This window comes from Pseudovibrio sp. JE062 (genome assembly GCF_000156235.1).
Lineage (GTDB): Bacteria > Pseudomonadota > Alphaproteobacteria > Rhizobiales > Stappiaceae > Pseudovibrio.
Genome location: NZ_DS996811.1, coordinates 199,847 through 224,742 on the forward strand (window position 1 = coordinate 199,847; position 24,896 = coordinate 224,742).

The window sequence follows — 24,896 nt, forward strand, 5'->3', positions numbered from 1 at the left end:
GACGCTAACTATTTGAATCAGCGCTGATAATTGAAGCGCTGATTTCCAAGTCGCCGCAACTGCCATGGCAGCAGTTTTCCAATCCGAATGCTCAAGGCGAGCTGCCACGGAAACGCATAAAACGCCTTCTTCCGCCCAATCGCCTTCTTGATCTTCGTCGCCGCCTGTTCTGCAGTGAACTCATAGGGGCGCCAGCTCTTAAACTGATCTGCCATCGGCGTGAGAATATAACCGGGGCAAATCACGGAGACGAACACTCCCCACTTATGCAAGTGATCGCGCATTGCCTCCCCATAAGCGATGATCCCTGCCTTTGATGCCCCATAAGCAGGTCCGTCAGAGATCGGCTGCATTCCAGCAAGTGAACTGATCAGCGCAATACGCCCGCTTTTGCGCTTTTGCATGTAAGGAGCTACCGCCGTGAGCAGGTTGACTGTTCCCCCAAGATTCGTCGCAATCTGCACATGCGCCGTCTCGGCAGTTTCAACAGAACCATCGATGCCATGAGAATCCGTAACACCTGCATTGGAAATCACCAGATCCAGTGAAATCTCCTGCTCCAGCTCATCAACCCAACTTTGAACATCTTGCGCATTGCAAATATCCAGCGGCTTCCAAAGCACACGACAACCACGTTCTTCCGCAGCCCGCACAGTCTCCCCCAACCGCTCCTCATTTCGCCCGGTCAAACAAAGCGTTACACCCATCTCCGCATACCCCAGCGCAATAGCCCGCCCTAAGCCCGAACTGGCACCAGTGATGAGAATCGACTTGGGTTTGAACATGAGAACACAATAACCTTAGACAGTTACATAGAGGTAATATATTCAAATAATGTATAAATATATTTACATAATAGCATTATCTAATGACAAAAATACGCTACGTGTACTCCAGTCTTTGATGCAAAATCATTTTACGTATACTCACTCCCAACAATAAGCATGCAATAAAATCTTCCAATGTAGAAGGTTTAAAAAATCCAACCTCGGGGCGAACTTACGAAAATGAAACCAGGATACTCGGAAGGTGGATTCTCAAATGCAGGCCGATACACCAGCTCAATCTCCCTTGCCGGCACCCTCGAACGAAGTTGAAAAACCACAAGTACAACAGAAGCCTCAAGCGCAAAATCTCAAAGCTGTTCCCCAAAAGACAAAAGGATCAGTTGTTGAGCTACCAATTGACACCGACCGACGCGACCATCAGCGCAAGAATAGATCATTACGAGCACTGCAAAAACTGCGTCCGCAACAAATCAGACGACGTATTCTGGCTCTTTCCTTTGCCTTAATCGTACTCATTCCCAGCCTTTTCGGAACAGGCTATTTCCTATTCGTTGCTTCTGATCGTTATTCCTCAACAATTGGCTTTTCTGTACGCGGAATGGATGGAACAGCTGCTGGAGGTGATTTTCTGGGGGCGCTTACCGGCTTGGCCAGCGTTGGAACGACAGCCACAGACTCATTTATTCTTATGGATTATCTGGAGGGACGCGAAGTTGTTGAACGTCTGATCTCTGATGTTGGAATAGTCGACCATTACAATGGGGCGAGTATTGATTTCATCTATCGCCTTGATACGGAAATTACAATTGAAAAGCTTGTGGCTTATTGGCAGGGTATGATTTCGACGACTTTTGATAGTACCTCCAGCATCATTGAGGTTGAGATTCAGGCCTTTTCTCCGGAAATGACTGAGAAAATTGCGGCGAAAATACTTGCCTACAGCGCAGAACTCGTAAACGGACTTTCTCAAAATGCACGGCGCGACGCAGTAAAGTTTGCTGAGGAAGAAGTCAGACGGGCAGAACTTCGTCTAAAGATGATCCGTATGCGTATGAAGGAGTTCAGGAGCGCAGAGAACTCAATAGATCCTACCAGAAACGCTGAGGTTCAGATTGAATTGATTGCTGGCTTGGAGAAGCAACTTTTAGAGGTAAGATCAAGATTAGCTACGCTCGTTGGCGCCATTGACGAGAACTCCCCAACAATCAGACAGTTAAGGAAGCAAGACGAAGTACTGACGCAGCAAATCCTCGATAAACGCTCTGAAATAAGTGGAAGAACTCCGACACAACTCACAACAGAGTCTGCTGATACCAGTCGCCTTTCTTCTCTGTCAGCCTTGCTTGCAAACTATGAAGAACTGGTCGTAGAACAAGAATTTGCGCAACAGGCGTACTCCGTCGCGCTTGCTGGTCTGGAGCGCTCACGAGCTGAAGCAGACCGGCAACAAAGATACCTTGCTGTTTTTGATCCGCCGTCTAAACCAGAAGAAGCTGCTTATCCTCGCAGATTCACAAATTCCGCCATCTTGTTTCTTGGGTTACTCGCGGTCTGGGTACTTGCTACTGTTCTAGCTTATTCAGTTAGGGACCACCTCAAGTAAAGTCAGAATGAACACGCTCATAGCAAGTCAAACCCGCGTTATTGGAGCTTTGGTGCTTAGAGAAACGCGATCGGCATTTGGCGATACCCAGTTTGGTTATCTCTGGGCAATCGTCAATCCAGCGCTTAGCACTTTCATTCTGGTATTAATCTTCTCCAGTGTAGGACGATCCCCGGCCTTCGGCACGAGTTTCGCTTTGTTTTTTGCAACCGGAATTTTGCCTTTTCAAACATATTCAAAACTTTCCGGTTCTTTGATGACAGCGATATACTCCGGACGAGGTCTTTTAAGCTACCCTTTGGTCAATGAAGTTGATCTGCTTCTTTCCAAATACATCATCATCACCCTAACGTATGTAATGATAATTCTCATCTTCTTTCCAGTAATTATGATCTGGGATGGAGCTAGTCCACCAATACAGATTGAAGTTTGTGCTGCGGCGTTTCTTTTATTGACGTTTCTAGGACTAGGCGCCGGAACAGCAAACGCAGTTTTGTTCAAGCTTTGGCCAACCTGGCGACAGCTGGAAGCAGTCATCAGCCGACCTTTGTTTTTTCTTTCCGGGATTTTTTACGTCCCCAGTGAGTTCCCTACTCATATTGTAAACTGGCTTTCCTGGAACCCAATACTCCATGGCATCGAGTGGTTCCGAGAAGGATATTACAGCAACTACAATAGTATTGTCCTCGATAAGTCATACTTGCTGACCTGCATTTTGATCCTGCTCGTCTTCGGATTCTTGGGAGAGCGTCTCTATCGAAAGAAATCAGCCTGATGATTGAGTTCTACAACGTTCATAAGTCATATCAATTGAGGGGAGTAAAAAAGACTATTCTAGCAGGTCTCACCACTAGATTCCCGGAAAGAAAAAACATCGGAATTCTTGGGCATAATGGAGCTGGCAAATCCACCTTAATGCGGATGATTGCTGGGGCAGAGTTGCCTGATGGGGGGAAAATTAAGCGAAACGTGAATGTTTCATGGCCTCTCGGTTTTGGGGGAGGCTTTGCTGGCCAGATGACAGGTATTGAAAATGTACGTTTTGTTGCTCGCATGTATGGCGAAGATACAGAGCACATGATCGAGTTTGTCGATGATTTCTCTGAGTTGGGTCAATCAATGGCCCTCCCCATTCAAACTTATTCAAGTGGGATGAAAGCACGTCTGGCTTTTGGAATAAGTATGGCTGTCAATTTTGAATGCTACTTAATTGACGAGATCACAGCCGTCGGTGATGCACGTTTCAGGCGCAAGTGTGACGAAGTCTTCGAGACCAAGCTCAAACATGCAAACATCATTATGGTTTCTCATTCTCAAGCCACCATCAAGAAGCTCTGCGATACAGCTTGTATACTACATGAGGGCGAGCTGACGATGTATGACTCTGTTGATGAAGCACTGGCTGTGCATCGGGAGAACCAGCTTAAGTAGCTGGGTTTGAGTATCATGTCAGGGCGGTCGGTTCTTATTTTGCAGTCTCATCCATCCAGGTTTTGTCGGGCTTTGGTGAAGGAGTTTGAGGCGCAGGGCGTTGCTTATTCTGTAGTGAATTTTTCGCTGAGTGACTGGTATTTTCGTGTTGGGTTGGGCGCGAAGAATTATTGGGGGCGGTTGAAGAACTGGCGCGCGAAGCTTGAGAAGCTGATTGATGAGAAGGGGGTAACGGACATCCTCTATTATGCGGATCGGCGTCCTTATCATCGCATTGCGCATGATGTTGCCATGAAACGCGGCATCAATACGTTTGCCTATGAATTTGGATATATGCGGCCAGACTGGATCACGCTGGAGCGTGGCGGGATGGGTGTCTATTCTCACTTTCCCAACGATCCTGAGCAAATTCAGAGATGCGCCGCAGATCTGCCGGACCTTCGGGCGGCGGGGCGGTTTCCGCATGCCTTTTTGCAGGAAGCGACCAATGAGGTGATTTGTAACCTCATTCCAGTGTTTTTTCCTTACCTCTATCCGTTTTATCAGCGCGATCGGTATTATCATCCGTTCCGTGATTACTTCAGTTACATCCCGCGGTTGATGCGTCAGAAACGGCTCGGCGTGGAAGCGGAAGAAACAATAGCGCGGCTTGCTGAAGAACACGCCAACTACTTTGTGGTGCCCATGCAGATGCAGGGGGATTATCAGATCCGGCACCATTCGCCTTACAAGCACCTTTCCAGCTTTATTCGGGAGCTTTTCAGCACGTTTGCGGAAAGTGCACCTGCTGACAACAAGCTGGTGTTCAAGCTTCATCCGTTTGATAACAACGTGGAGAACTGGCCGCAGGTTATCCGGGATGTTGCAGCGGAGTTTGGGTGTCAGGACCGGACTATCATCATTGATGGCGGAAACTTGAGAAAGCTTCTCAAGCACTCCCGTGGCTGCGTGCTGGTGAACAGTACGGTCGGGATGGAGTCCCTCAGTATCGGCGTGCCGGTGAAGGCGATGGGCACGGCTGTCTATGATATTGCCGGATTGACGGATCAGCGTTCTTTGGGTGAGTTTTGGAAGGAACCTTTCAAGCCGAATGCTGACCTTTATCACGATCTGGAAAAGCTCATGGGACATACCATTCAGGTGCGTGGAAGCTTTTTCAATCCCGAAGGCCGGCAGCTGGCTGCAAAAGAGTTTGTGAAACGCATATTGAATGACGGCGTCAACGGGCATGGCGCTTATGTTGAAACACCTCCACGTCTGGCGCAGGCCAAGGCGGCGGGTACTCTTATTTCAGATGATTGTTACTGGAGTGACAAATGACTTCAGAAAACAACCGCTGCATTTTGCTGCTGCAAGGGCCTCTTTCCAAATACTACGCACGCACTGCGCACCACCTGGAGCAACTGGGTGCGAAGACGCTGAAGGTGCATTTTTGCGGCAGTGATGTGCATGACTGGGAGCAGACTGACTCCATTCACTTTGCGGAGCCGGAAGAGAACTGGGAGCTGTTTCTGGAAGCACTTATCGTTGCGCATGGCGTGACGGACATTCTGCTGCATGGAGATCGCCGCTACTATCACAAGGTGGCCATTGGCGTTGCCAAGCGGTTGGATGTGAACATCATCGCCACCGAGCTTGGCTATCTGCGCCCTGACTGGATGACGGTGGAATTTGGCGGCTGTTCCGCGCTCTCGCACTTCCCGCAGAGCAAGCAGGAGTTGATGGCACTGGAAACGCCTGCGCAAGAGGACAGCAGTGCTGTAGTTTATCCGGGCAGTTACAAGCAGATTGTGTTGCAGGAGCTGGGGTTCACCTTCTACAACGCGTTGCACGCTCGCAAGTTTCCGCATTACCGCAATCACCGCACGGAGCCACGCACACAGGTTTATGGTGGCTGGCTGAAGGCGCGGATCCAGGCCAAGACACGGCAGCAGGAAGCTGAGGTGATCTGGGAGCAGCTGAAGCAAAGCGGCACGCCTTACTATCTGTTCGCGTTGCAACTGAATGGTGATTTTCAGATCAGGGACCACTCCCCGTTTGGCAGCATCTATGAGGCGATTGAGAAAGTCATCACCTCCTTTGCACGCAATGCGCCGGATGGGACGCTGCTGCTGTTCAAAAGCCATCCGCTGGAGTACCGCTTCAAGGATCTTTCCCGCGCCATCGTTGAGGCAAGCCGTAAACATGGGGTTGAGGGTCGGACCCAGCTCATTCACGGGCGGACGATCAAAGAGCTGGCAGAACCATCCCTTGGCATGCTGACTATCAACAGTTCTGCAGGCATTGAGGCGCTGGAGTACGGCGTACCGACCTGCTGCATTCTGCCAACCATTTACGATATGGACGGCCTGACCCATCAGGGCGATTGGGAAGAATTCTGGCGCTCCGCGACGCCGCCTGAGCCGGATGTGTTCCGTAAATTTTTGGAGGCGCTCAAAGCCACCATTCAGGTGCGCGGCACGCTTTATAATGCTGAGGGGCTGGAAGCGGCTGCGAAGGGAACGGCAAAGAAGATCCTCTCAACCGCCTATGCCGAGCAACGTTTGAAGCGCATGGAGCCACCACGCATGGCCAAGGCGCGGAAGATGGGCGTGACCTACGATCACTTTATGTAGTTTGAGGGGGTGCAGTGCAGATCTGTCTCATTTCCAATGCGAGTGTCTACACAGATGCTGCCTTGCATTCATTGCTGGCACACCCCGAAATCAACATCGCGGGGTTGGTGAAGTGTACCTCTATCGTTGGCAAACGGGATGACTGGCGGGCCTATAAAGACCTGATCCTTCGCTCAGGTCCGCTGTATGCAGGCTATCTGGGTGCAATCACCAAGCCTGCTTACCGGCTACCTCACGTCCCAAAATGGAAGAGCATGAGCGTGTGGGCGCATAGCCTGCAATGCCCTATCCTGCGCACGACGGATGTGAGTGCCCCGCAAACATTGGATTTCATTGAAAATTGCCAGCCGGACATCATTCTGACCGTACATCTGGGGCAGATCCTGAATGCGGCATTCTATGAGCGCTTTGCGGGCAAGACCTACAACATTCACCCGGGCAAACTACCGATCTATAAAGGGCCTGATCCGGTCTTTCATGCCATCATGGAAAATGAGCAAGCCTTTACGGTGAGCCTGCATGAGAGCATTCAGAAGATTGATGCCGGCAAGGTGCTGGCGGAAAAGACTGTGGTGCCTACGAGGCGAACGCTCTTCCGCACCAATCTGGAGCTTTTCAGCAAAGCGGGGCAACTGATCGGGTCGCATTTTCTTGGCAAGAATGACTGCATGCCGGTGCCGGATGACAGGGCCCCGCGATATCGCAGCTGGCCCACCAATGGTGAGGTTCTGCGTTTTCTGGCACGGGGCCATAGGCTCTAACGCTTGGTTGCGCGTGCTCTCGCAGAACCTGCAAACACATTCTAGTCAGCTCTGACAGCCACCTTCTCAGCCGCTTCCGGCTCGCCAGCTGCTGCCTTTTCCGCATCGCGGATGCGCTGACGGGAGAGCGAGAACAGGCCTGCGCCAACAACGATGATTGCGCCCAAAATAGTGCTCCAGACCGGTAGATCGGAGAACACAAGGAAGCCGATCGGGATGGACCAGACAAGCTGCAGATAGTTGAACGGCTGGATATCGCTCGCCTGTGCCAGCGAGAGAGCCTTCATAAGCAGGAAGTGCGCGGAGGTTCCCGTGGCACAGATGCCAAGCAGCAGAACCCACTCCACCTCATCAAACGCCATCATGTGCTGAGAGCCGATGATGGTGGAAAGCACGGTGCCCACGATGCCCACGTAAAGGAACGAGGTCAGCGCGCTGTCATCCTGGCTCGCAAGGCGCGTGAACAGCTGGTAGAGCGCGAAGCTGACAGAAGCTGCCAAAGCCACAACGGCGCCCCAGCCACCGATGTTGCCATCCGGCTGCAGCATGATCAGCAGGCCAGCCATGCCGCACACCATTGCCGTAATGCGGCGCCAGCCAACGGTTTCACCCAGAAACACAGCAGCAAGGCCGGTGACGATCAACGGATGAGCCTGAAAGATTGCGGTCACATCCGCCAGTCCCAGCATGCTGAAAGCGAAGGTGATCAGGCAGATTTCGGCAAACAGCAGCAGGCCGCGGAAGATTTGCAGGCCCGGGCGCTTTGTGCGCACCACATTGTAAAGCCCCTGCTCGCTGATCATGGCCCAACCAACAGCAATCGCCAGCAAAACCCAGAAACGCACCATCATGATGAACCAGACCGGATGATCTGACACCAGCTGCTTGGTGATCGCATCCTGCATCGCGAAGATGAGCGTAGACAGGATTGTAAGCGCGATACCCATGTTTCGCTTGCTGAGGAACTGAGCCATTTTTTGTCCTTGCTAGCAGCACAAATCCGCTTACGGAGACGAACCAGAAAGCGAATGAAGAGGGAGGAAATGTGCTGAAAAGTAATTCTGAATGCCAACTGGCATTAATAATGCACGTATACTCTGATGCATCACAAAGCAAATGCAAAAAACGCAGAGCAGCTATTTTTGCATCACAGTTCGTTTAGGCGGCGTCATTTTGCGGAAGTGAGAGCGCTTATGCGCCGGTTCTGGTTACGTTTGCGATAACTCAACAGCGGCTGAAACCAAAGGATTTGAGAATGAAACACCTTTTCCGGCTATTGGTTTTTCTCTCCCTCGCTCTGCCCTCAGTCAGCGCAGTCTCTGCCGATCAGCCGGATCCAAACGTCGCCGTAGCCAGAAGTTCTCTGAAAGACTTTGCCCTGATCTCCTGCCTCATCGCCATTGATCCAGGCAGCTCGCTTGCCAATGATCTGGCGCTGTCAAAGCGGGCGTTTTCCTTTGCGGGCAAGGGCCACTACATGATTATGCAGGATGAGTATACGTTGGAAATGACACACGATCCCTACTATGAAACGGTCGTTCTCATGCTTCAGGAAGCACAGAAGTTCATCGGGATCATGAAAAGCGGAGAGGTCTCACAGAGCTACGGGTGTTTTCAGGTCTACCACTCGCAAACCTTTGATGCGTTTATTGCTACGCAGGATGAGTACATCCTGCCGAACTGAAGGCACCCAATCAGCAGCCTTCTGGAGCTTCACACAGCTCAGCAGGTTCGTCGCATACGCGCACGACTTTGGACAGCAGTACAGTCACAAACGGAAAGACCAGCGAGCTGATGACCACGGCCAGTGCAAACGCGACGGAAAAGGATTTGAACCACAGGGCCATAAAGTTTTCGACGAACCCGAGGTTCAGAACCAGCATGGCAAAGGACATCAGCAGGCTCATAAAAAAGGAAATGCTGATCCGCAGCAGGTAGCCATAGGTTCGTGGGGAAACATTCATACACTTATCTCTTATTTATTTTGAACTCAAAATATATGAAATCAAGTCAAACTGTCAAGATACCCCGTTGCATGGCAGATATGCAGTTTTACGGTTACATCCGCCCCTTCAGGACCACCAGCAATTGCATTGTATTTTCAATATGATCCGAAGTTTATTTCAGCGAATTATTAAAAAGGCCGCGGCTACACTCCGCCATCGGGTCAATCCCGCGAGGACCCTCGATGTGACCAGTATGATGCAATCGAGTCAGGCTCTATGGATACAAACAACAGCTTATATCGCCCCCCGGCACCTCACCCTTACACCGAAGGTACGGGGGATTTTGATGGCGTTGAAACAAATCTCCTAAAGCACCTTCCCGAAGAACTTTATAAAGCAGATGTCGTTGATATCTCTACCTCTGACCGCACCAACTATCTGGTCAACGACCCTGATCTGATCTCCGTTATTTTTGAAGAAAAGCCCGAAATCTTCGTCAAAGCGGAAGGTATGATCGAGCTGCTGCGCCCGTTGCTGGGCGACCACCCGATCGTGACCAGCAACAACCGCTGTCTGGACCAGCGCGACATGATCCGCCCCATCGGCACCATGCGCACGCAGCAGGTCAACTTTGAACATATTCAGGATTCCATTGGCCGGTTCAGCGATTACTGCGAAGAAATTCAGAACGAGAACCGGGTCATCGACCTGTCTTTGCTGCTCCGCCGCCTCAACGCAGATATCGCGTATCGTATGCTGTTCTCCAACGAGCTGCCCACTGACGTGTTCAAGGAGATCAACTCCCACGCCCGCGACTTTGAGCTGCGCATCTCACAGCTGATCCGCGAAACGGCAGAGCAAGGCGTTGCCTGGCAACTGCCCAAGCTGCCGCAAACGGCCATGTATGCCGCGCAGCAATTGCGCTATCTGGTGAGCATGCTCATTGATGGCAACATCCAGAGCAACAGCTTCTCTCACCACAGTTTCCTGCACAAATTCCTCATCGCCCGCTCTCCTGAAACCAACATTCCCTTCACCCGCAAGCAGTTGATTGACCACGTCACCACCATCCTGAACAGTCAGGAACTGGCCGCTGCCGTGCTGATGTGGGCGTTCTTTGTGCTGTCCCAGTGCCCTGAAGCCAAGCAGAAGATCAGAGAAGAAGTGCGCAAGGTCGCCGGGCATGACGACATTCACTTTGAACAGCTCTCCCGCCTCAGATACACCCGCAATGTATTCCGTGAGATCCTGCGCCTTTATCCGCCGATCCCACACCTGACCCGCCGCGCCAGCAGGCCGCTCAAGCTGGGCAAACTGGATTTGCAGGAAGGAACGCAGATCACCGTTTCTCCATGGATCGTGCACCGGCACAAGCAGTACTGGTTTAACCCGGATCGCTTTGATCCGGAGCGATACATGCGCAAGGATCAGCACATCATCATGAAGAGCTTTCTGCCGTTTGGCCGGGGCCTACGCATGTGCACCGGCGCCAGCTCCGCCATTCTGCAAGGCACCCTCATCCTCGCCCGCATCGTCAGCAAGTTCGACATCGACATTCTCAATGCCGACAAGGTGGAGCCGGAAGGCGTCCTCTTCCTGGAACCAACCCGCCCCATCGTCTGTAAAGTCACGCCGGTTTAAACTCCAATACCCCTCGACGTCCCTTCATCATCAATGCTAGGGAAGCGCAGTGCTGCGCGCAGGGGGAAAGCAATGTCCATTGAACTGAAACCGATGATACAGGCCGATGTGCCTGCGCTGATGAACCTGTTTCAGCTCTACCTCTATGACATGTCAAAATACATGCACTGGCCGATCTCCGAGGAAGGACGGTTTGAGTTTGATGAGAACATCGTGCTTGCCTACTTCCGGCAGGCAGATCATCACCCCTACTTCATCATGAGCGGCAGCGAAATCGCCGGGTTCGCGCTAGTCCGGCACTATCCTTATGACGCCGACCGCATCGACATGGGCCAGTTCTTCATTCTTGGCAAGTTCAAGCGCCGAGGACTGGGACAGGCCGCTTTAAGAGTCTGCCTGCAACGACACCCCGGCGATTGGCAAGTGCGCGTGCTACCCAAAAACACAGGCGCCCAGAGCTTCTGGACCAAAACCATCACCACCCTCACCAACAGCGCTCATCACATCAGCACGGGCGACTATCAGGGCACGGAAATGACCTTCATCCATTTCTCCAGCCTGAGCGCTCTTTGCTCCGAGGACTAGCAAAGACATAGGAAGATCAATCACAAACGGGTTACAGGGGCTTTTCGTTGGCGGGAGCTCTGCCTATTATCTCTTCAAAATTTGAGTAGTGATTGGAGAATTGAATGAGCCAACATGCGGTTAAGGCCCACAGCCTTCTTGGTGCATTTGTTGCGGATGCAGCATCCCTTGGGCTGCATTGGCTTTATGATGTTGAGCGCATTCACCATGTCACGCAAGAACAGCACGATTCCGCTGCCTTTGTTCCGCTGACACCATCTTATTTTGAGGGCGTGCCAGCCTACTTCGCCCATGCCAACCGGCAGGATGGTCAGTTCACCCAATACGGTGAGAACCTTCATCTGGCACTTCAGCACCTGCTGGCGCATGACAAGCACCTGAAGATGGAAGAGTTTCAGCAGGCGTTTGCCGCACACTTCGGTGCTGGTGGCACCTACAACGGTTACATCGACCGCCCAACCCGCGGCACGCTGGAAAACATCGCCAATGAGAAGTTGGCGCCTTCCGGCGTTGACGATGATCAGCTCCCGGCTCTCTCCAAGATCCCCGCAGTGCTGTTTGCTTACGATCAGAGCGATCAGATGCAGGATCAGGTGGAAGCCATCATCCGCTCCACCAACGACAACGAAGAATCCGTCGCCTACGGCTTTGTGTTTGCAGACCTTCTGGACCGCGTGGTCAATGGCGAAGATCTGCAGGACGCTTTGGCGGCAGCGACTGACATCGCCCACCCGGACATTCAGGGCAAACTGAAAGCCGCGCTGGACACAACCGAAACGGACTCTGTCAGCTACGGAGAGACCACAGGCCGGGCCTGCCATCTGGAAATGGGCGTCCCACTCAGCTTCCACATTCTGAAGAATGCCGGGTCTTATCGCGAAGCCATTGAAACCAACATTCTGTCTGGCGGCGACAGCGCCGGACGCTCCATCCTCATCGGCGCAGTGCTCGGTGCCATCCACGGTCTGGACGCCGACAAAGGCATCCCACTCTCATGGATCCTAAAGGTGCAAAACAACGCCCACCTCTGGCAAGAATGCTGCGAACTGGCGGGGCATAGCTAGGGGAAGTTCTCGGCGGAGCAGCTTATTAGCTCCAGCGAACTTCAGGAACTCTCAGGTGGTCTGCGTTTTGAAGCTCGTAGGCCACTCCCGAAACGAGAGAACCATCGGGCAGCTCGCAGGCAAGAGGAGTTCGGGCAAATTCCTTGAACCCCAGTTTTCGGGCAAGTCTTGCACTACCTTCGTTTGGTTCAGCGTGTCCAGTGGTTACCAGACGCGCTGACAATGCATCAAAGGCAACCACGACCATCGCGCTTACTGCTTCCGAACCGTACCCACGCTGTGCCCACTGAGAGCGTATCCAGTAAGTCAGCCTGAACTGGCCGCGTCGCCAGATCGGCAAAAGCTCTATAAAGCCAATGAACTTACCTTCATGAAAGATGCTGAAAGGCAGCCGTTCTCTCAGGTCAAATAGCCGTGTTTGCTCAGCCAGTTGTGTTGTCTGCCAACTCTGGCTGGCTTCTTGTTCGCTGTCTCCCATCACTTCGTGAAACCATGGCAGAAGCTCTTCAAAACTTTCAACGCGGGCTTCAGCAAGCTGCGCCGCAGTGCATTCAGCGGGCTTCAAAATCTGCAAATGCTTTGTCTGCACTTGTTCTGGCACTGAAATGGAAAGAGGGTCTATAAGACGCGCCTTTGGCAACATGGTCCGGACTCTGCAGCATGGAATAACTCAGAAACTATGCATGAAGACTGCTTGGAAATGAAGCACTGCTTCCACGACTAAGCCATTTGAGAAAAACAGTCGAGCAAAGGCCGTTCTGACTGGGACTTCCGAGATGCATCCGGCATCTTATGCATGCTGCGTGAATGCGATTAAACGTAGGGTTTTCGGAGAGGTTTGAAAGTGTCTCGACGCTTTCTCGGTTTGTTAGGGCTGTCCCTGAGTTTCCCTTGTGGGTGGAGATAAAACACCTCAAGGTTGCAGGCGCATCTCTTTCAAACCAAAGTGTTTCCTATGGTCATTCCTCCTCGTAAACGCAGCATTAGCCGCCGGAATTTCCTAAAGACATCAGCATCTTCCATCGTGGTCGCCAGCTTGTTTGAGCTGAACCTGAACAAGCCCAATGTGTCCTCCAGCGGCAAAAGCGTCATCATTGTTGGCGCTGGTATTGCCGGTTTGACCGCCGCTCGTGATCTCATGGATGCGGGCTACACCGTGCTGGTGCTGGAGGCCAGCAACAAAATCGGCGGACGCATCCGCACCAACCGTGCACTTGGTGTACCCATTGAGGAAGGCGCTGGTTGGATCCACGGGCCGGATGACAACCCCATCATGAAGCTCGCCGATCAGATGGGTCAAAAAACCTTCGTCACCAAGGACTCCAACTTCACCGTCTATGACCATCGTGGCCAGACAGTTTCCAACGAGATGATCTCGAAGATGGGTGAAGAGCACTATCAGATGCTGGATCTGATCAGCAACGGCATGACGAAGGATATGCCCCTTTCTGAAGCGCTCGAACATATTGCACCGAAGATGTCCCGCGATCCGGTGTTCAAGTGGATGACTTCCGCCTACACCGAGTTCGACACCGGCAGCCCGGTCAACGAGCTCTCTGCCATGTATTTCAGTCAGGATGACATGTTCGAGGGCGAGGATGTGGTGTTGGTTGATGGGTACGACCGGCTTTTGGAACCGCTCACCCATGGTATCGCGATACTCACGCGCAAACCTGTCCGCCGCATCGCGTACCATGATCGCGCAGGCGTGTTCGTACAAACAGACCGGGAAATTTTTGAGAGTGATTTTGTGATTGTCACGGCGCCCCTCGGGGTACTCAAGTCTGAGGACATTGAGTTCATCCCGCCGCTGCCCGACACACATAGGAACGCAATTGAACGCGTTGGTATGGGAGATGTCACAAAAGTCGCAATGAAATTCGACGACCTGCACTGGCCTGAAAACACTCAATATTTTGGCTTAATGACGCAAACGCAGGGCCGCTGGAATTATTTTCTCAATCATAAGCCCTTTATCGACGCAAACGTACTCACCGCGCTCAGCTTCGGCAACTATTCCCGTATGATCGAGACCATGGATCACGACTATATGCTTGAAGATGCTATGAAAGCGGTGCGTGTTATGTTTGGCGCAGACACGCCGGATCCCCGTCACTACATCGCAACCCGCTGGTCGCAGGATCCCTACACCAAAGGCGCTTTTTCTTACGCCAAAGTCGGCTGTAATCCTTATGATTTCAATGTGTTATCCGAACCCGTCGGAAAATGCCTGACACTGGCCGGTGAGCACACCAACTTCCAATACCACGGTACCGTCCATGGCGCTCACCTGAGCGGCAAAAAGGCGGCGAAAATTGCAATGAAAACAATGATGTAGTGTTTAAGGCATTTCATGCAAAAAGCCGCAGAAAATGGCTTCTGCGGCTTTAAGGTATTTTAAATTATGCTGTTAACGCAACGCCTTAGGCTTTAGCATCGATCTCTTCAAGCACGTCCAGAAGCTGGTGCGGAAGGCCGATTGTGTAATCCGGCACTTCATCCTGATTGGCAGGCTCTTTTGGATAGCGCGGGGTCCAGTTGATCCAGACAGATTTCATCCCCAACCGGTTGGCGCCAGCTACATCACGCTCAAGGTTATTCCCCACCATGACGCAGCCCGCGTAGTCCTGTTCTTCAAGCCCCAGAAGCTTCACCGCTTCAAGGAACATACGCGGATCTGGCTTATGGCAACCTACCGCTTCGGAGATGGAGCGCGCATCGAATTTATGCCAGAAATCCATAGCCTTATGGACGTTCTCGAAGCTCTCAACCAGACCATCAGCCACCAGCGCCACCATGTAGCCGCGCTCTTTGAGCCAATCCACCAGCTTATCCCCGCCCGGGATCGGCTCTGCGGAGAGCACTAATTCCCCCTCAACGAAAATCTGGGAACTCTCATCAATCAAGGTATCCCCGCTATCCAGGAACACCGCCTTCACGCCTTTGGCCTCACTGCGCAGCTCTTTCAAAACCGCACGAACCCGAGATGGGATTGAAGCCTTCAGCTCCTCCCAAGACATCATCTCAACAGAGCGCAGATCAAAGATCTGATCGAAATGATAGGATGGCTTGAAAGCTTTTGATTCCATATACTTACGCGCGACATGATGATCATAAGGCTTCAGATCAGCCAGCTCCGCTGCAAACATATCCTGCACCAGAATGGTCCCGGAACCTGCCCGCTCACCACAGCAAATGGTCGTTATCGCAAAGTTGGACCGCAGCGCTTCAGAACTTGCCGCAAAAGCGTGTTTTCCTGGTTCAGAATAAAGAGTTACACGCCCTTCCTCCATCGGCACCTGATCGTTCCACGTGCTCAACTCACCCGCACAGCCGTGGGCGCTGCCCTCCACGCGCACCACTTCACCCGCTTCGGAAAGGTACACCCAGATGTGCTCCAGCTCATAAAGGTGTTGGATATCCCAGTCCCACCAGATGGCGTACTCAATAGCAAGCGCAGCGCCGTTTAGCTTTATTTTCTGGGCACTTGAGACGGAAACACCGTCCTGATCATAGAGCGTATATCCCAGCGCAGACGGGAGGAAAGGTTCTTTGTCATCAAACCGGATAACAGGCGCATGCTGCTTCACCAGCTCTGCGATATCTGCTGATGTTGCCTCAGAAAAAGACAGAGGGGCTGCGGAAATATTCAATTGAAACTCCTTGTTCTTCTTGTCCGGGAAGAAGGCTGGCGCTTTATGCAGCGCTTGTAGAAAGAGGAAGGGATCCCTTACGGGGATGGGAAACGGAACGCCGTTGTTTCAACTCAACGGGCTTGGTCTCATGCAGGCGCTTGCTGGAAGGATTGCGTATCTTTTCAATGATATAGCGGGCTGCAGACGCGCCCATCTCAGCAATTGGCTGCTGAATGGTGGAAAGCTGCGGCGAGGTGATGCTGCTGATCGGGATACCATCGTACCCGAGGATGGAGATATCCTCCGGTACGCGCAAACCACGGTCAAAGCAAGCATGCATCGCACCAATGGCTGCCGTATCCGTTATTGCAAAAAGCGCTGTGATTTCAGGGTTCTGATCCAGCAGTTCGTTGGCTGTTGCATACCCCAGATCATAACGTTTACGCTCATTAGGTTCTGGCAGATACACCGATTTCTCAATCTGGTATTCACGGGCAACTTCCAGAAGGCCCCGCATACGCAGGTTGCCCACGCTCTCCCGGCGCGGGTCATGGTCTGCCTTGGTGGCGAGCACGCCGATGTGTTTATGTCCCAGTGCCACCAAGTATCGCATGCCAATGCGCCCACCTTCAGTGTTGTCACAAACCACAAAGGATTCAGAACGACGACCGGGCAGAATGTCGACATAGACTGTCGGAATATCGTTCGCTTGCAAGCGTTTAACGTTCTTCAGCGTTTCGGCGGCTGAGTTGGAGGGGCGCACGATTGCACCTGCCACCTGCATCTCGATCATGGTCTGCGTGTACTTGCGCTCACGCTCGGCTTCTCCCCGTGTGCAACAGGAGAGAACTTTGAAGCCCTCATCATGCAAGGTCTTCTCGATAGATGCGTAAAGCATGGTCGCAAACGGGGATTTCTGGTTTTCCAGGAACAGCGCAACCAGATTGGAATCCTGCCGGCGCAAAGATGTTGCCAGACGGTTGGGGCGATACCCCAACTCATCAATCACAGCCTGAATCTTGGCGCGGGTTTCTTCTTTCACCCGCTCATCCTTATTCAACACCCGGGAAACGGTTGCCGTTGAAACGCCTGCCTTTTCTGCCACATCACGGATACTTGCCATCGGTGCTACCCCGCCATCGCTTCCAATTGGTCCGCGGGCGTATTTTGCACCACATCGGGATGATGGCAAGCAAGCATATGATCCGTGCTGATCTCACCAAGCGATGGATCAGAACTCTCACAAATGCTTGTGGCATAACGACATCTCGGCGCAAACGGACAGCCCTTCGGCAAGTTTGCCGGGTCTGGCACGTTGCCCTCCAGCCGGATGCGCGTGTCATCCGAATGGGCATTTGGCACTGGCTCCAAAATGGCACTCATCAACGCTTCGGTGTAGGGGTGCCGCGGGGCATTAAAGATCGTCTCTGTGTCCGCCAGCTCCACAATCCGGCCCGCATACATAACCGCAACACGATCACTGATATGCGCCACCACACTCAGATCGTGACTGATGAACAGGTAAGTGAGGTTCAGCTCTTCCTGCAGATCTTTCAAGAGGTTAAGGATCTGTGCCTGCACAGAAACATCCAGCGCAGACACCGCTTCATCGGCAATGATCACCTTTGGATACGGCGCCAGAGCACGAGCGATGCCAATGCGCTGACGCTGTCCGCCACTGAAGGCATGAGGATAACGCTTCAGGAATTCTTTAGAGAACCCAATTTTATCCATCACCTCAAGCACGCGCTTTTCAATGTCTTTTGAGCTCTTCAGCTCCTGCCCGACGCGCAACACTTCGGCAATAATGTCGTAGACCGCCATGCGAGGATTGAGGGAGGAGTTTGGATCCTGAAACACCATGCGGATATCCGCCCAATAAGGCCGCAGCTGGCTATCCGTTTTGCCGGTCAGCTCAACCTCTTCCTCCTCCGGACGGAACATCACCTTACCATTCGTTGCCTTATGCAGGCCGATAATGGTCTGCCCCAGAGTGGACTTACCACAACCAGATTCCCCAACAAGACCAAGGGTTTCCCCGCGCCAGATCTTCAGTGACACATCGTTGAGCGAGCGCACTATTCCGGTCTGGCGGTTGAAGAAACCGGACCGGATCGGGAAGTGTTTGCTCACGTTTTGCAGTTCCAGAATAGGCGCTTGTGAGCGGTCTACCGGGTTTGGAGCATGCAGGCAGTCATCAACTTGGGAGGTCGACGTATGTAGTGGGACAAGATCCGCCTGCGCCCCAAACCCGTGACAGCGGACGCTTTGTACGCCACTGATCGCAGTAAGCTCCGGTAGTTTTTCATTGCAAAGGCCGGTGACAAAGTGGTCACAACGATCCTGAAACGGGCAGCCTTTGGGTCTGTTCTGAAGGCTTGGGACCACACCCGGAATGGCATTCAAACGCGCGCGCCGTTTCCCGTCCGTATGTGGCAGAGAAGCCAAAAGCCCTTTTGTGTAAGGATGTTGCGGGTTGGTCAGAATCTGTTCAACAGGCCCCTGCTCCACCACATTGCCCAGATACATAATCACCACTTCATCAGCGATATCAGCCACCACGCCCAGATCATGGGTGATGAACAACATGGACATGTTGCGCGTCTTTTGTAACTCGCGCATCAGATCCAGAATGATCGCCTGCGTGGTTACATCCAGCGCAGTGGTTGGCTCATCAGCAATCAGCAGGCGCGGATTACAAATCAGCGCCATCGCAATCATGGCTCGCTGGCGCATCCCGCCGGAAAGCTCAAAGGTGTAACTGTCAAACCGATCTGCAGCAGAGGGAATCCCCACCAGCCGTAACATCTCAATGGCCTGGAACTTCGCTTCTTCAAAGCTCAGGTTCGTATGCCAGCGCAGCACTTCAACAATCTGGTTGCCAATGGTATAGAGCGGAGACAGCGATGTCATCGGCTCCTGATAGATCATGGAGATCTCGTTGCCCTGAATGGCACGAATATGTTTAGCTTTTGCAGGGCCTTGGGTAAGATCCAACAGATCTCCATCGGCGCGCTGGTATTCTATCCTGCCGCTTTCAATGGCAGCATGATTATCCAGAATACGCAGCAGCGCCTTTGCGGTGACGGACTTTCCGCAACCGGATTCCCCCACCAGACACACCGTTTTTCCTTCGGGAATGGAAAAACTGATGTTGTCCAACGCGGTTACCTTCCCATCATCACCGGAGAAGGAAACGCTGAGATCCGTGACGTTAATCAAGGGTTTCATGGTCTCGTTCCTCACTTGGAATAAGGGTCGGCAGCATCACGCAAACCGTCACCGAAAAAGTTGAGTGCAAGCACAGCGATCACGACCATCACACCCGGCCAGAACAGCCATGGAGCGTTGGCGATGGAGCGGATGTTCTGTGCTTCCTGAAGCAGAACACCCCAGCTGACCACGGGCTGGCGCAGGCCGATGCCAAGGAAAGACAGAGAGGTTTCAGCCACGATCATGCCCGGAATGGCGAGTGTCACCACCGCAATGATATGGCTGATAAAACTCGGCACCATATGGCGTACCAGAACGCGCGGCACCGAACATCCGTCCAACCTTGCAGCTTTTACGAAGTCCTCCGATTTGAGGGAAATAAACTTGCCGCGCACCACACGGGCGAGCCCTGTCCAGCCGATGATCGAGAGAATTACCGTGATCAGCAGATAAGTTTGCAGAGGTGGCGTATCAGGCGGAATAGCGGCAGCCAGACCAATCCAGAGCGGGATACTCGGCAGGGATTGCAGGAACTCGACAACACGCTGCGTGACCGTATCCACCCAACCACCGAAGTAACCGGAAAGCCCGCCAATCAGCACGCCAAGCACGAGGCTCAGCGCCACACCGACAAGGCCAATGGTCATGGACACACGGGTGCCATGGATCGTGCGGCTGAGCACATCGCGGCCAAGGCGATCCGCCCCCAACAGGAACATACGGTCACGCTTCTTGACTGGCGCAAACAGGCGGCGTTCTGCCGGAATAAAGCCGAACAGCTTGTAGGGTTTGCCTTTGACGAAGAAGCCCAGCTTCACAACACGGCGCGGATCTTCCACGAAGGTACGACGTCCGGAGTTGTAGTCAATCTTAGACCGATACCCCAACACATGTGGCTGGAAGACGGTGCCTTCTTTCGTCTCCAGAAACCAGTTGATGCTTTGCGGCGGCGCATAGGTGTTGCGCACGCTGAAATCATTGGGGTCATGGGGCGCAAGAAATTCTACAAAAGCGGCGATCAGATAGATCAGCAGTGTGATTATACCGCCCAACATGCCCAGCTTGTGTTTGCGGAAGCGGCGCCACATCAGACGCCACTGGCCCTCATAAGCTCTTGAGTTTGCCGGAACTCCGGCCACGTCTACAGCGCTCATCACAGCCCCCCGTTGTTGAACTGGCGGCGGATACGTGGATCAAGCCAGGCAAGTAGAATGTCAGAGAACAACGTTCCAAGAACCGTAAGGAAGCTCAGGAACATGATGAGAGCAGCTGCCAGATACATGTCTTCCTGACGCAGCGCATCAAACAGCAGTGGGCCGGTGGTCTGAAGGCCCAACACGATGGAGACGATGGTGGAGCCGGATACGATCTGCACAAACAGTTCGTTGAGGCTGGAAACGAATGGGTTCAAGGCATGGCGAACCGGATACTTGGCCAGCACCCAGTGCTCCGGCATGCCTTTGGCGCGGGCCGTCACAACATAAGGACGGTGCAGCTCATCCAGCAGGTTGGCGCGGATCGTGCGGATCACGCTGGCCGTACCAGCGGTGCCAAGCACGATCATTGGGATCCAGATATGGCTCATCAGGTCGCCAATACGGGCGAAAGACCACGATGCATTGACATACTCAGGTGAGAACAAGCCGCCTACACTCTGACCGAAATAGCGGAAAGAAACATACATCAGCACGAGCGCCAACAGGAAGTTTGGTACAGCAAGGCCGATAAAACCGAGGAATGTGGCGACGTAGTCACCGAGGGAATATTTGCGAACAGCAGAGAAAATGCCAACCGGAATAGCCACGGTCCAGATGAAAACCATGGAGCAGATGGAGAGCAAGGTGGTCATGCCCAGACGGTCCCAGATCAGCTCTTCAACCGGCAGTTCATAACTGAAAGAGCGCCCCAGATCTCCATGGACAACCATATTCCAGACCCAGTCAAAATACTGAGCCATAACGGATTTATCCAAACCGTATATCTTCCGCAAACCGTCGGCTTCAGCAGCGGTGATGTAGTCACCATCCATTGATGCTTCCAAAACCAGTCGGTCGATATAGTCTCCGGGTGGCAGCGTGATCACCAAAAACGCGACGAGCGAAATCGCGAGCAAGGTTGGGATCATCAGCAGGACCCGTTTGACAACAAACATTCCCATTTAAAGCAAATATCCTAGTTGAAAGGCTCTGCCCCTCCCCACAGGAAGGGGCAGATTGGTTCAGGCGATCGATTACTTCTTGGAAGGATCGATGTAGAAGCTGGAGAAGTTCACCGGAGCAGGCCCCGGATACAGCCAGCCTTCCAACAGTGTGTCCGGCACGTTGCGCAGCTTGTTGCTGATGGAACGGAACCCACCGCCCGGCAACGCAATGCCCATGGACAGGAAGTTGTCAGCAGAAAGCTGCATGAACTCTTCCATCAGCTCTGTCTGCTCCGCACCCACCTTGGTTGGCACCAGATCCGCGATCTCGTACATGCGCTTCACAGCTGCTGGCGGCTCAGTTGGAACAACGCCTTCACGGATGGTCTTGTTCGGATCTTTCTTCAGATCATACCAGGCATCCCAGCCTTCCCAGTTGCCGTGCTCTTTGAAGTTGGTCAGGCGCTCAAGGTTCACCAGTGGGAACTGACCACAGCCATTTTCACCCACCCAGATGGTGATCTCTTTATCCTGACGCTGCAGGGTCGCCATGTGGATCTCATCACTGGCCACGCTCACCACCACATCAAGCCCCAGCTCCTGCCAGTCTTTTGCGATGATCTGCATCATGTCCACCCAGTCCGGGCGGAAGCCTTCGTTCACATGAACGATGAACTTGAACGGCTTACCATCAGGGCCGACGCGTTTGCCATCCGGTCCCATTGGCAGGATCTTGTCTAGATGCTCCGCAGCAAGGTCAGGATCAAACACGGTGTACTGACGGGCCAGCTGATCGTTGTAGTAAGGAGATTCAGGACGTGGGCTGACCTGATATGGCTCTCCCTGCCCCAGATACACAGCATCGATGATCAGATCACGATCCATGCCAAGCGACAGACCAATGCGGAAGTCCTTGCTTTGGAACACCTGTGCTTTGACTGGATCAGGATGGTTCATGGCGAACATGAACTGCGCGTTGTTGTAGTTACAGCTGTTTGCTGTCACCAGACGGTAGTTGCCGCGCTCTTTGTTGTCGAAGAACACCGCACGGTTTGGAGGCGTGGAGATGTTGCGTGGAGAAATGTCGATCTCACCCTGAACAGTCTTCAGCAGCGCAACTTCCGGATCTTTCGCCAGCACCCAGGTGCGTTTGTCGATGTAAGGCAGCTGGTTACAGGAGCTGTCGACCTTCCAATAGTACGGGTTGCGCTCAAAGGTGAAACGCTCTTTACCTAGAACCGCTTCGGTCGGGCGCCATGCAAGCATGGTTGGGCGATTGGGGTCGTTGTGCTCGGCGTTTTTGCCGTAGGTGCCGATGCGGCCCAGCCACCATTTACCGAAGTCAGCCTCACCCGCGTCTGCCATCATCTTGGCAACACCATCCGGGTTCAGTTCTTTCATGAAGTCTTTAACGTAGTGCTCAGCAAACTGAACCACACGCTGGCCGTATGGGGACGCCATATCCAGCAGGAACACACCGTTTGGCTGGCTCCAGGAGAAGCGGATAGTTGTGTCATCCAGTGCTTCCACTTTGGCAGCTTCGCCGTTGACGATGAACATCTTGCGAGGACCCTTCGGGTTGATCTCGCTGTTGGTTTCAACGTAGTCCCACCAGAACTGGATGTCCTTGGCAGTGAACGGCTTACCATCTGACCACTTCAACCCTTCACGCAGTTTGAAGGTGTAGGTGGTTGCATCCTCTGAGATGTCCCAGCTCTCAGCGATGTTTGGCAGAACCTCGGAGCCATCTGGGCTCCAGCGTACCAGCGGGTCATATCCATAACGACGATAATCACCGATACGGGTACCCGCATAAACGTCGGTCATCTCGCCGCCGTAAGTGCCGATGCCCTCAATCCCTTCAACAACGAGTGGATTAACCGGCAGACGATCCGCGACAGCTGGCAGACCGGACATCTGATCCAGAAGCGGTGCCTGATTATATGCTGAACATTGATTGGCAGAAGCTGCAGCTGTGGCTGCCACAAGGGCCAGCGCGCTTACTGCTCCGGCGAAAACCACCTGCCGACTACGTTTCAAACTCATTGCAAAATTCCTCCGCAAGCTTTGTGTAAAGACTACCAGCAATTGGAATCACTGTAATCCTTTTCACTTTTTTGCTTCTACACATGACACTCATATGACGAATCGGCGTCTTATATTGAAGCTTGCCAGCAGGTCTCCTCCCATACCGACATTCTTAGGTGAGCTATATAATTCGCAGAATTGCAACAGTTGCGAGTTTCAATTTCACTTGTTACGCCCCGAAAATTAGTATAAACCCATAAATAGCAGCCGTGAAATATCAAAGTGTAACGTTTACATGTTTTTGATCGTATTTTTACATGACTGTTTTATGAAACTCTGATTCATCGAGACCCGCTCCCACACTTCTATGAGTGTTGCATAATAATATATTTTCGCGAGGACTTTTTTGGCATGACCGATATTCGTCGTGTAGCAGAGGTAGCAGGTGTATCCACGGCCACCGTGTCGCGGGTCATCAACAACACTGGCCCAGTGAACGCCAAAACTCGCGAAAAGGTGCAGCAGGCAATTATTGAGCTGGATTATCGCCCGAACAAACTGGCGAGCAGCCTGCGGCAGAAAGAAACCCGCATCGTCGGCATTCTTCAGACCGATCACAGCACGCATTTCAGTTCCATCTTCGCCGACGCGGCCGAAGACACGCTCTTCAATCATGGCTTCACCACGATCATGAGCAACACCTACGGCGAGCGGACGATGGAAGAAGAGCAGATCGAGTTTCTGCTCGATATGCGCGTCGGCGGTATTCTCCTGCGTCCGTTCAAAGACACCTCGCACATCCCTTCCCTCATCCAACGTCTGGAAAAGGCAAATGTGGCGTGTGTGTTGGTGGAAAGCTATCCGGTTGATCCGCTACAGTTTCATGCCAACCTCAACAATGTGCAGGGTGGGCACATCGCCATTCAGCATCTTCTGGATCTAGGCCACCGTTCCATTGGCATGCTGCTGCCGTTTGAACCGTGGCACACGGAAGGCCCACATGATCTGCGTTTGGCAGCTGTGCAGCGCGCAATTGCCAAGTTCCCAGAGCCTGTTGAGCTGCATATCAAGCGGCACAACGCAAAGGATCAGGTCGCCTTTGGTTTTGAAGCAACGCGGTCCTTGCTGGAGACCTCTCCTGAAATCACCGCGATCTTTGGGACCACAGACCTGCTGGCGGCAGGCGCTCTCCATGCAGCTCAAGAGATGAACCTCTCAGTCCCGACGGACCTTTCGATCATCGGATACGACGACAGCTATGTCGCCTCTTCCATGCACCCTCGCCTGACCACTGTTTCCCAACCCATCACCGCTCTCGGAGAAGCCACCGGAAAACTTCTGCTTTCCATCATAGAAGACCCGGCAATCCCACCTCGCTCCGTTTCCATTTCCAACATTTTAAAGGTTCGGGACAGCACCGGACCTGCCCGAACTTCTTAGGATTGT

General features: G+C 52.8%; 22 protein-coding genes. 12 read left to right on the forward strand and 10 right to left on the reverse strand.

The window, feature by feature from the left end; translation table 11 throughout:
• Positions 1-17: 17 nt before the first annotated feature.
• Complete coding sequence (locus tag PJE062_RS17760) at positions 18-785, reverse strand: SDR family oxidoreductase (protein ID WP_008551246.1); 768 nt, start codon at positions 783-785, stop codon at positions 18-20.
• 256 nt (positions 786-1,041) lie between these two features.
• On the opposite strand from PJE062_RS17760, the gene PJE062_RS17765 reads away from it, so the two are divergent.
• The 6 genes from PJE062_RS17765 (at position 1,042) to PJE062_RS17790 (ending at position 7,198) form a co-directional block, all read left to right on the forward strand.
• On the forward strand, positions 1,042-2,391 hold the full coding sequence (locus PJE062_RS17765) for a hypothetical protein (RefSeq protein WP_008551188.1): 1,350 nt from the start codon (positions 1,042-1,044) through the stop codon (positions 2,389-2,391).
• A gap of 7 nt (positions 2,392-2,398) precedes the next feature.
• A complete protein-coding gene (locus PJE062_RS17770) occupies positions 2,399-3,166 on the forward strand; it encodes an ABC transporter permease (RefSeq protein ID WP_008551097.1) in 768 nt (255 codons plus the stop codon).
• Complete coding sequence (locus PJE062_RS17775) at positions 3,166-3,822, forward strand: ABC transporter ATP-binding protein (protein ID WP_008551124.1); 657 nt, start codon at positions 3,166-3,168, stop codon at positions 3,820-3,822. Before PJE062_RS17770 ends, PJE062_RS17775 begins: the two co-directional genes overlap by 1 nt.
• Before the next feature lie 75 nt (positions 3,823-3,897).
• On the forward strand, positions 3,898-5,142 hold the full coding sequence (locus PJE062_RS17780) for a capsule biosynthesis protein (protein WP_157039219.1): 1,245 nt from the start codon (positions 3,898-3,900) through the stop codon (positions 5,140-5,142).
• Entirely contained in the window at positions 5,139-6,437 is a 1,299-nt protein-coding gene (locus tag PJE062_RS17785) for a capsular biosynthesis protein (RefSeq protein WP_008550923.1), read from the forward strand. The genes PJE062_RS17780 and PJE062_RS17785 overlap by 4 nt, the downstream gene beginning before the upstream one ends.
• A 14-nt stretch (positions 6,438-6,451) precedes the next feature.
• Positions 6,452-7,198 (forward strand): formyltransferase family protein, encoded by a 747-nt coding sequence (locus tag PJE062_RS17790; protein ID WP_008550921.1) that lies wholly within the window; start codon positions 6,452-6,454, stop codon positions 7,196-7,198.
• 41 nt (positions 7,199-7,239) lie between these two features.
• Here PJE062_RS17790 and PJE062_RS17795 read toward each other — a convergent pair whose 3' ends face one another.
• Positions 7,240-8,172, reverse strand: a complete 933-nt coding sequence (locus PJE062_RS17795) for a DMT family transporter (protein ID WP_008551225.1) — start codon at positions 8,170-8,172, stop codon at positions 7,240-7,242.
• 281 nt (positions 8,173-8,453) lie between these two features.
• Here PJE062_RS17795 and PJE062_RS17800 point away from each other — a divergent pair, with 281 nt between their 5' ends.
• Positions 8,454-8,882 (forward strand): hypothetical protein, encoded by a 429-nt coding sequence (locus PJE062_RS17800; RefSeq protein WP_008550930.1) that lies wholly within the window; start codon positions 8,454-8,456, stop codon positions 8,880-8,882.
• A gap of 10 nt (positions 8,883-8,892) precedes the next feature.
• Here the strand turns inward: PJE062_RS17800 and PJE062_RS17805 are convergent, their stop codons facing one another.
• Positions 8,893-9,162, reverse strand: a complete 270-nt coding sequence (locus PJE062_RS17805) for a DUF2798 domain-containing protein (RefSeq protein ID WP_008551080.1) — start codon at positions 9,160-9,162, stop codon at positions 8,893-8,895.
• Positions 9,163-9,420: 258 nt separating this feature from the next.
• On the opposite strand from PJE062_RS17805, the gene PJE062_RS17810 reads away from it, so the two are divergent.
• The 3 genes from PJE062_RS17810 (at position 9,421) to PJE062_RS17820 (ending at position 12,434) form a co-directional block, all read left to right on the forward strand.
• Positions 9,421-10,785, forward strand: a complete 1,365-nt coding sequence (locus PJE062_RS17810; RefSeq protein ID WP_008550773.1) for a cytochrome P450 — start codon at positions 9,421-9,423, stop codon at positions 10,783-10,785.
• Positions 10,786-10,857: 72 nt separating this feature from the next.
• On the forward strand, positions 10,858-11,370 hold the full coding sequence (locus PJE062_RS17815; protein WP_008550781.1) for a GNAT family N-acetyltransferase: 513 nt from the start codon (positions 10,858-10,860) through the stop codon (positions 11,368-11,370).
• A gap of 104 nt (positions 11,371-11,474) precedes the next feature.
• Positions 11,475-12,434, forward strand: a complete 960-nt coding sequence (locus tag PJE062_RS17820) for an ADP-ribosylglycohydrolase family protein (protein ID WP_008551159.1) — start codon at positions 11,475-11,477, stop codon at positions 12,432-12,434.
• Positions 12,435-12,459: 25 nt separating this feature from the next.
• On the opposite strand, the gene PJE062_RS17825 is transcribed toward PJE062_RS17820, so the two are convergent.
• The gene (locus tag PJE062_RS17825) at positions 12,460-13,077 is read right to left on the reverse strand and encodes a GNAT family N-acetyltransferase (protein ID WP_008551191.1); all 618 of its coding nucleotides are present in this window, start codon (positions 13,075-13,077) and stop codon (positions 12,460-12,462) included.
• Between the two features lie 312 nt (positions 13,078-13,389).
• Between PJE062_RS17825 and PJE062_RS17830 the strand changes: the two genes are divergently transcribed.
• Complete coding sequence (locus tag PJE062_RS17830) at positions 13,390-14,772, forward strand: FAD-dependent oxidoreductase (protein ID WP_008550909.1); 1,383 nt, start codon at positions 13,390-13,392, stop codon at positions 14,770-14,772.
• Positions 14,773-14,857: 85 nt separating this feature from the next.
• On the opposite strand, the gene PJE062_RS17835 is transcribed toward PJE062_RS17830, so the two are convergent.
• The 6 genes from PJE062_RS17835 to PJE062_RS17860 all read right to left on the reverse strand — a co-directional run bounded on the left by PJE062_RS17835 (position 14,858) and on the right by PJE062_RS17860 (position 23,468).
• Positions 14,858-16,087, reverse strand: coding sequence for an HAD family hydrolase (locus tag PJE062_RS17835; protein WP_008550986.1), 1,230 nt, complete (start codon positions 16,085-16,087; stop codon positions 14,858-14,860).
• A gap of 43 nt (positions 16,088-16,130) precedes the next feature.
• Positions 16,131-17,192 (reverse strand): LacI family DNA-binding transcriptional regulator, encoded by a 1,062-nt coding sequence (locus tag PJE062_RS17840; RefSeq protein WP_008550874.1) that lies wholly within the window; start codon positions 17,190-17,192, stop codon positions 16,131-16,133.
• Between the two features lie 5 nt (positions 17,193-17,197).
• Positions 17,198-19,300, reverse strand: a complete 2,103-nt coding sequence (locus tag PJE062_RS17845; RefSeq protein ID WP_008551029.1) for an ABC transporter ATP-binding protein — start codon at positions 19,298-19,300, stop codon at positions 17,198-17,200.
• Positions 19,301-19,311: 11 nt separating this feature from the next.
• Positions 19,312-20,436: an ABC transporter permease gene (locus PJE062_RS17850; protein WP_008550797.1), complete on the reverse strand. Its 1,125-nt coding sequence runs from the start codon at positions 20,434-20,436 to the stop codon at positions 19,312-19,314.
• A complete protein-coding gene (locus PJE062_RS17855) occupies positions 20,436-21,440 on the reverse strand; it encodes an ABC transporter permease (RefSeq protein WP_037037546.1) in 1,005 nt (334 codons plus the stop codon). Before PJE062_RS17855 ends, PJE062_RS17850 begins: the two co-directional genes overlap by 1 nt.
• A gap of 72 nt (positions 21,441-21,512) precedes the next feature.
• Positions 21,513-23,468 (reverse strand): ABC transporter substrate-binding protein, encoded by a 1,956-nt coding sequence (locus tag PJE062_RS17860; protein WP_008551253.1) that lies wholly within the window; start codon positions 23,466-23,468, stop codon positions 21,513-21,515.
• A gap of 393 nt (positions 23,469-23,861) precedes the next feature.
• Here PJE062_RS17860 and PJE062_RS17865 point away from each other — a divergent pair, with 393 nt between their 5' ends.
• Positions 23,862-24,890, forward strand: coding sequence for a LacI family DNA-binding transcriptional regulator (locus PJE062_RS17865; protein ID WP_008551001.1), 1,029 nt, complete (start codon positions 23,862-23,864; stop codon positions 24,888-24,890).
• Positions 24,891-24,896 lie beyond the last annotated feature (6 nt).

What these genes read in the sequence shown, in the direction of transcription:
- PJE062_RS17760 (WP_008551246.1), bottom strand. Translation starts at nt 785, where the DNA reads ATGTTCAAACCCAAGTCGATTCTCATCACTGGTGCCAGTTCGGGCTTA.
- PJE062_RS17765 (WP_008551188.1), top strand. Translation starts at nt 1,042, where the DNA reads ATGCAGGCCGATACACCAGCTCAATCTCCCTTGCCGGCACCCTCGAAC.
- PJE062_RS17770 (WP_008551097.1), top strand. Translation starts at nt 2,399, where the DNA reads ATGAACACGCTCATAGCAAGTCAAACCCGCGTTATTGGAGCTTTGGTG.
- PJE062_RS17775 (WP_008551124.1), top strand. Translation starts at nt 3,166, where the DNA reads ATGATTGAGTTCTACAACGTTCATAAGTCATATCAATTGAGGGGAGTA.
- PJE062_RS17785 (WP_008550923.1), top strand. Translation starts at nt 5,139, where the DNA reads ATGACTTCAGAAAACAACCGCTGCATTTTGCTGCTGCAAGGGCCTCTT.
- PJE062_RS17795 (WP_008551225.1), bottom strand. Translation starts at nt 8,172, where the DNA reads ATGGCTCAGTTCCTCAGCAAGCGAAACATGGGTATCGCGCTTACAATC.
- PJE062_RS17800 (WP_008550930.1), top strand. Translation starts at nt 8,454, where the DNA reads ATGAAACACCTTTTCCGGCTATTGGTTTTTCTCTCCCTCGCTCTGCCC.
- PJE062_RS17805 (WP_008551080.1), bottom strand. Translation starts at nt 9,162, where the DNA reads ATGAATGTTTCCCCACGAACCTATGGCTACCTGCTGCGGATCAGCATT.
- PJE062_RS17810 (WP_008550773.1), top strand. Translation starts at nt 9,421, where the DNA reads ATGGATACAAACAACAGCTTATATCGCCCCCCGGCACCTCACCCTTAC.
- PJE062_RS17815 (WP_008550781.1), top strand. Translation starts at nt 10,858, where the DNA reads ATGTCCATTGAACTGAAACCGATGATACAGGCCGATGTGCCTGCGCTG.
- PJE062_RS17820 (WP_008551159.1), top strand. Translation starts at nt 11,475, where the DNA reads ATGAGCCAACATGCGGTTAAGGCCCACAGCCTTCTTGGTGCATTTGTT.
- PJE062_RS17825 (WP_008551191.1), bottom strand. Translation starts at nt 13,077, where the DNA reads ATGTTGCCAAAGGCGCGTCTTATAGACCCTCTTTCCATTTCAGTGCCA.
- PJE062_RS17830 (WP_008550909.1), top strand. Translation starts at nt 13,390, where the DNA reads ATGGTCATTCCTCCTCGTAAACGCAGCATTAGCCGCCGGAATTTCCTA.
- PJE062_RS17840 (WP_008550874.1), bottom strand. Translation starts at nt 17,192, where the DNA reads ATGGCAAGTATCCGTGATGTGGCAGAAAAGGCAGGCGTTTCAACGGCA.
- PJE062_RS17845 (WP_008551029.1), bottom strand. Translation starts at nt 19,300, where the DNA reads ATGAAACCCTTGATTAACGTCACGGATCTCAGCGTTTCCTTCTCCGGT.
- PJE062_RS17850 (WP_008550797.1), bottom strand. Translation starts at nt 20,436, where the DNA reads ATGAGCGCTGTAGACGTGGCCGGAGTTCCGGCAAACTCAAGAGCTTAT.
- PJE062_RS17855 (WP_037037546.1), bottom strand. Translation starts at nt 21,440, where the DNA reads ATGGGAATGTTTGTTGTCAAACGGGTCCTGCTGATGATCCCAACCTTG.
- PJE062_RS17860 (WP_008551253.1), bottom strand. Translation starts at nt 23,468, where the DNA reads ATGAGTTTGAAACGTAGTCGGCAGGTGGTTTTCGCCGGAGCAGTAAGC.
- PJE062_RS17865 (WP_008551001.1), top strand. Translation starts at nt 23,862, where the DNA reads ATGACCGATATTCGTCGTGTAGCAGAGGTAGCAGGTGTATCCACGGCC.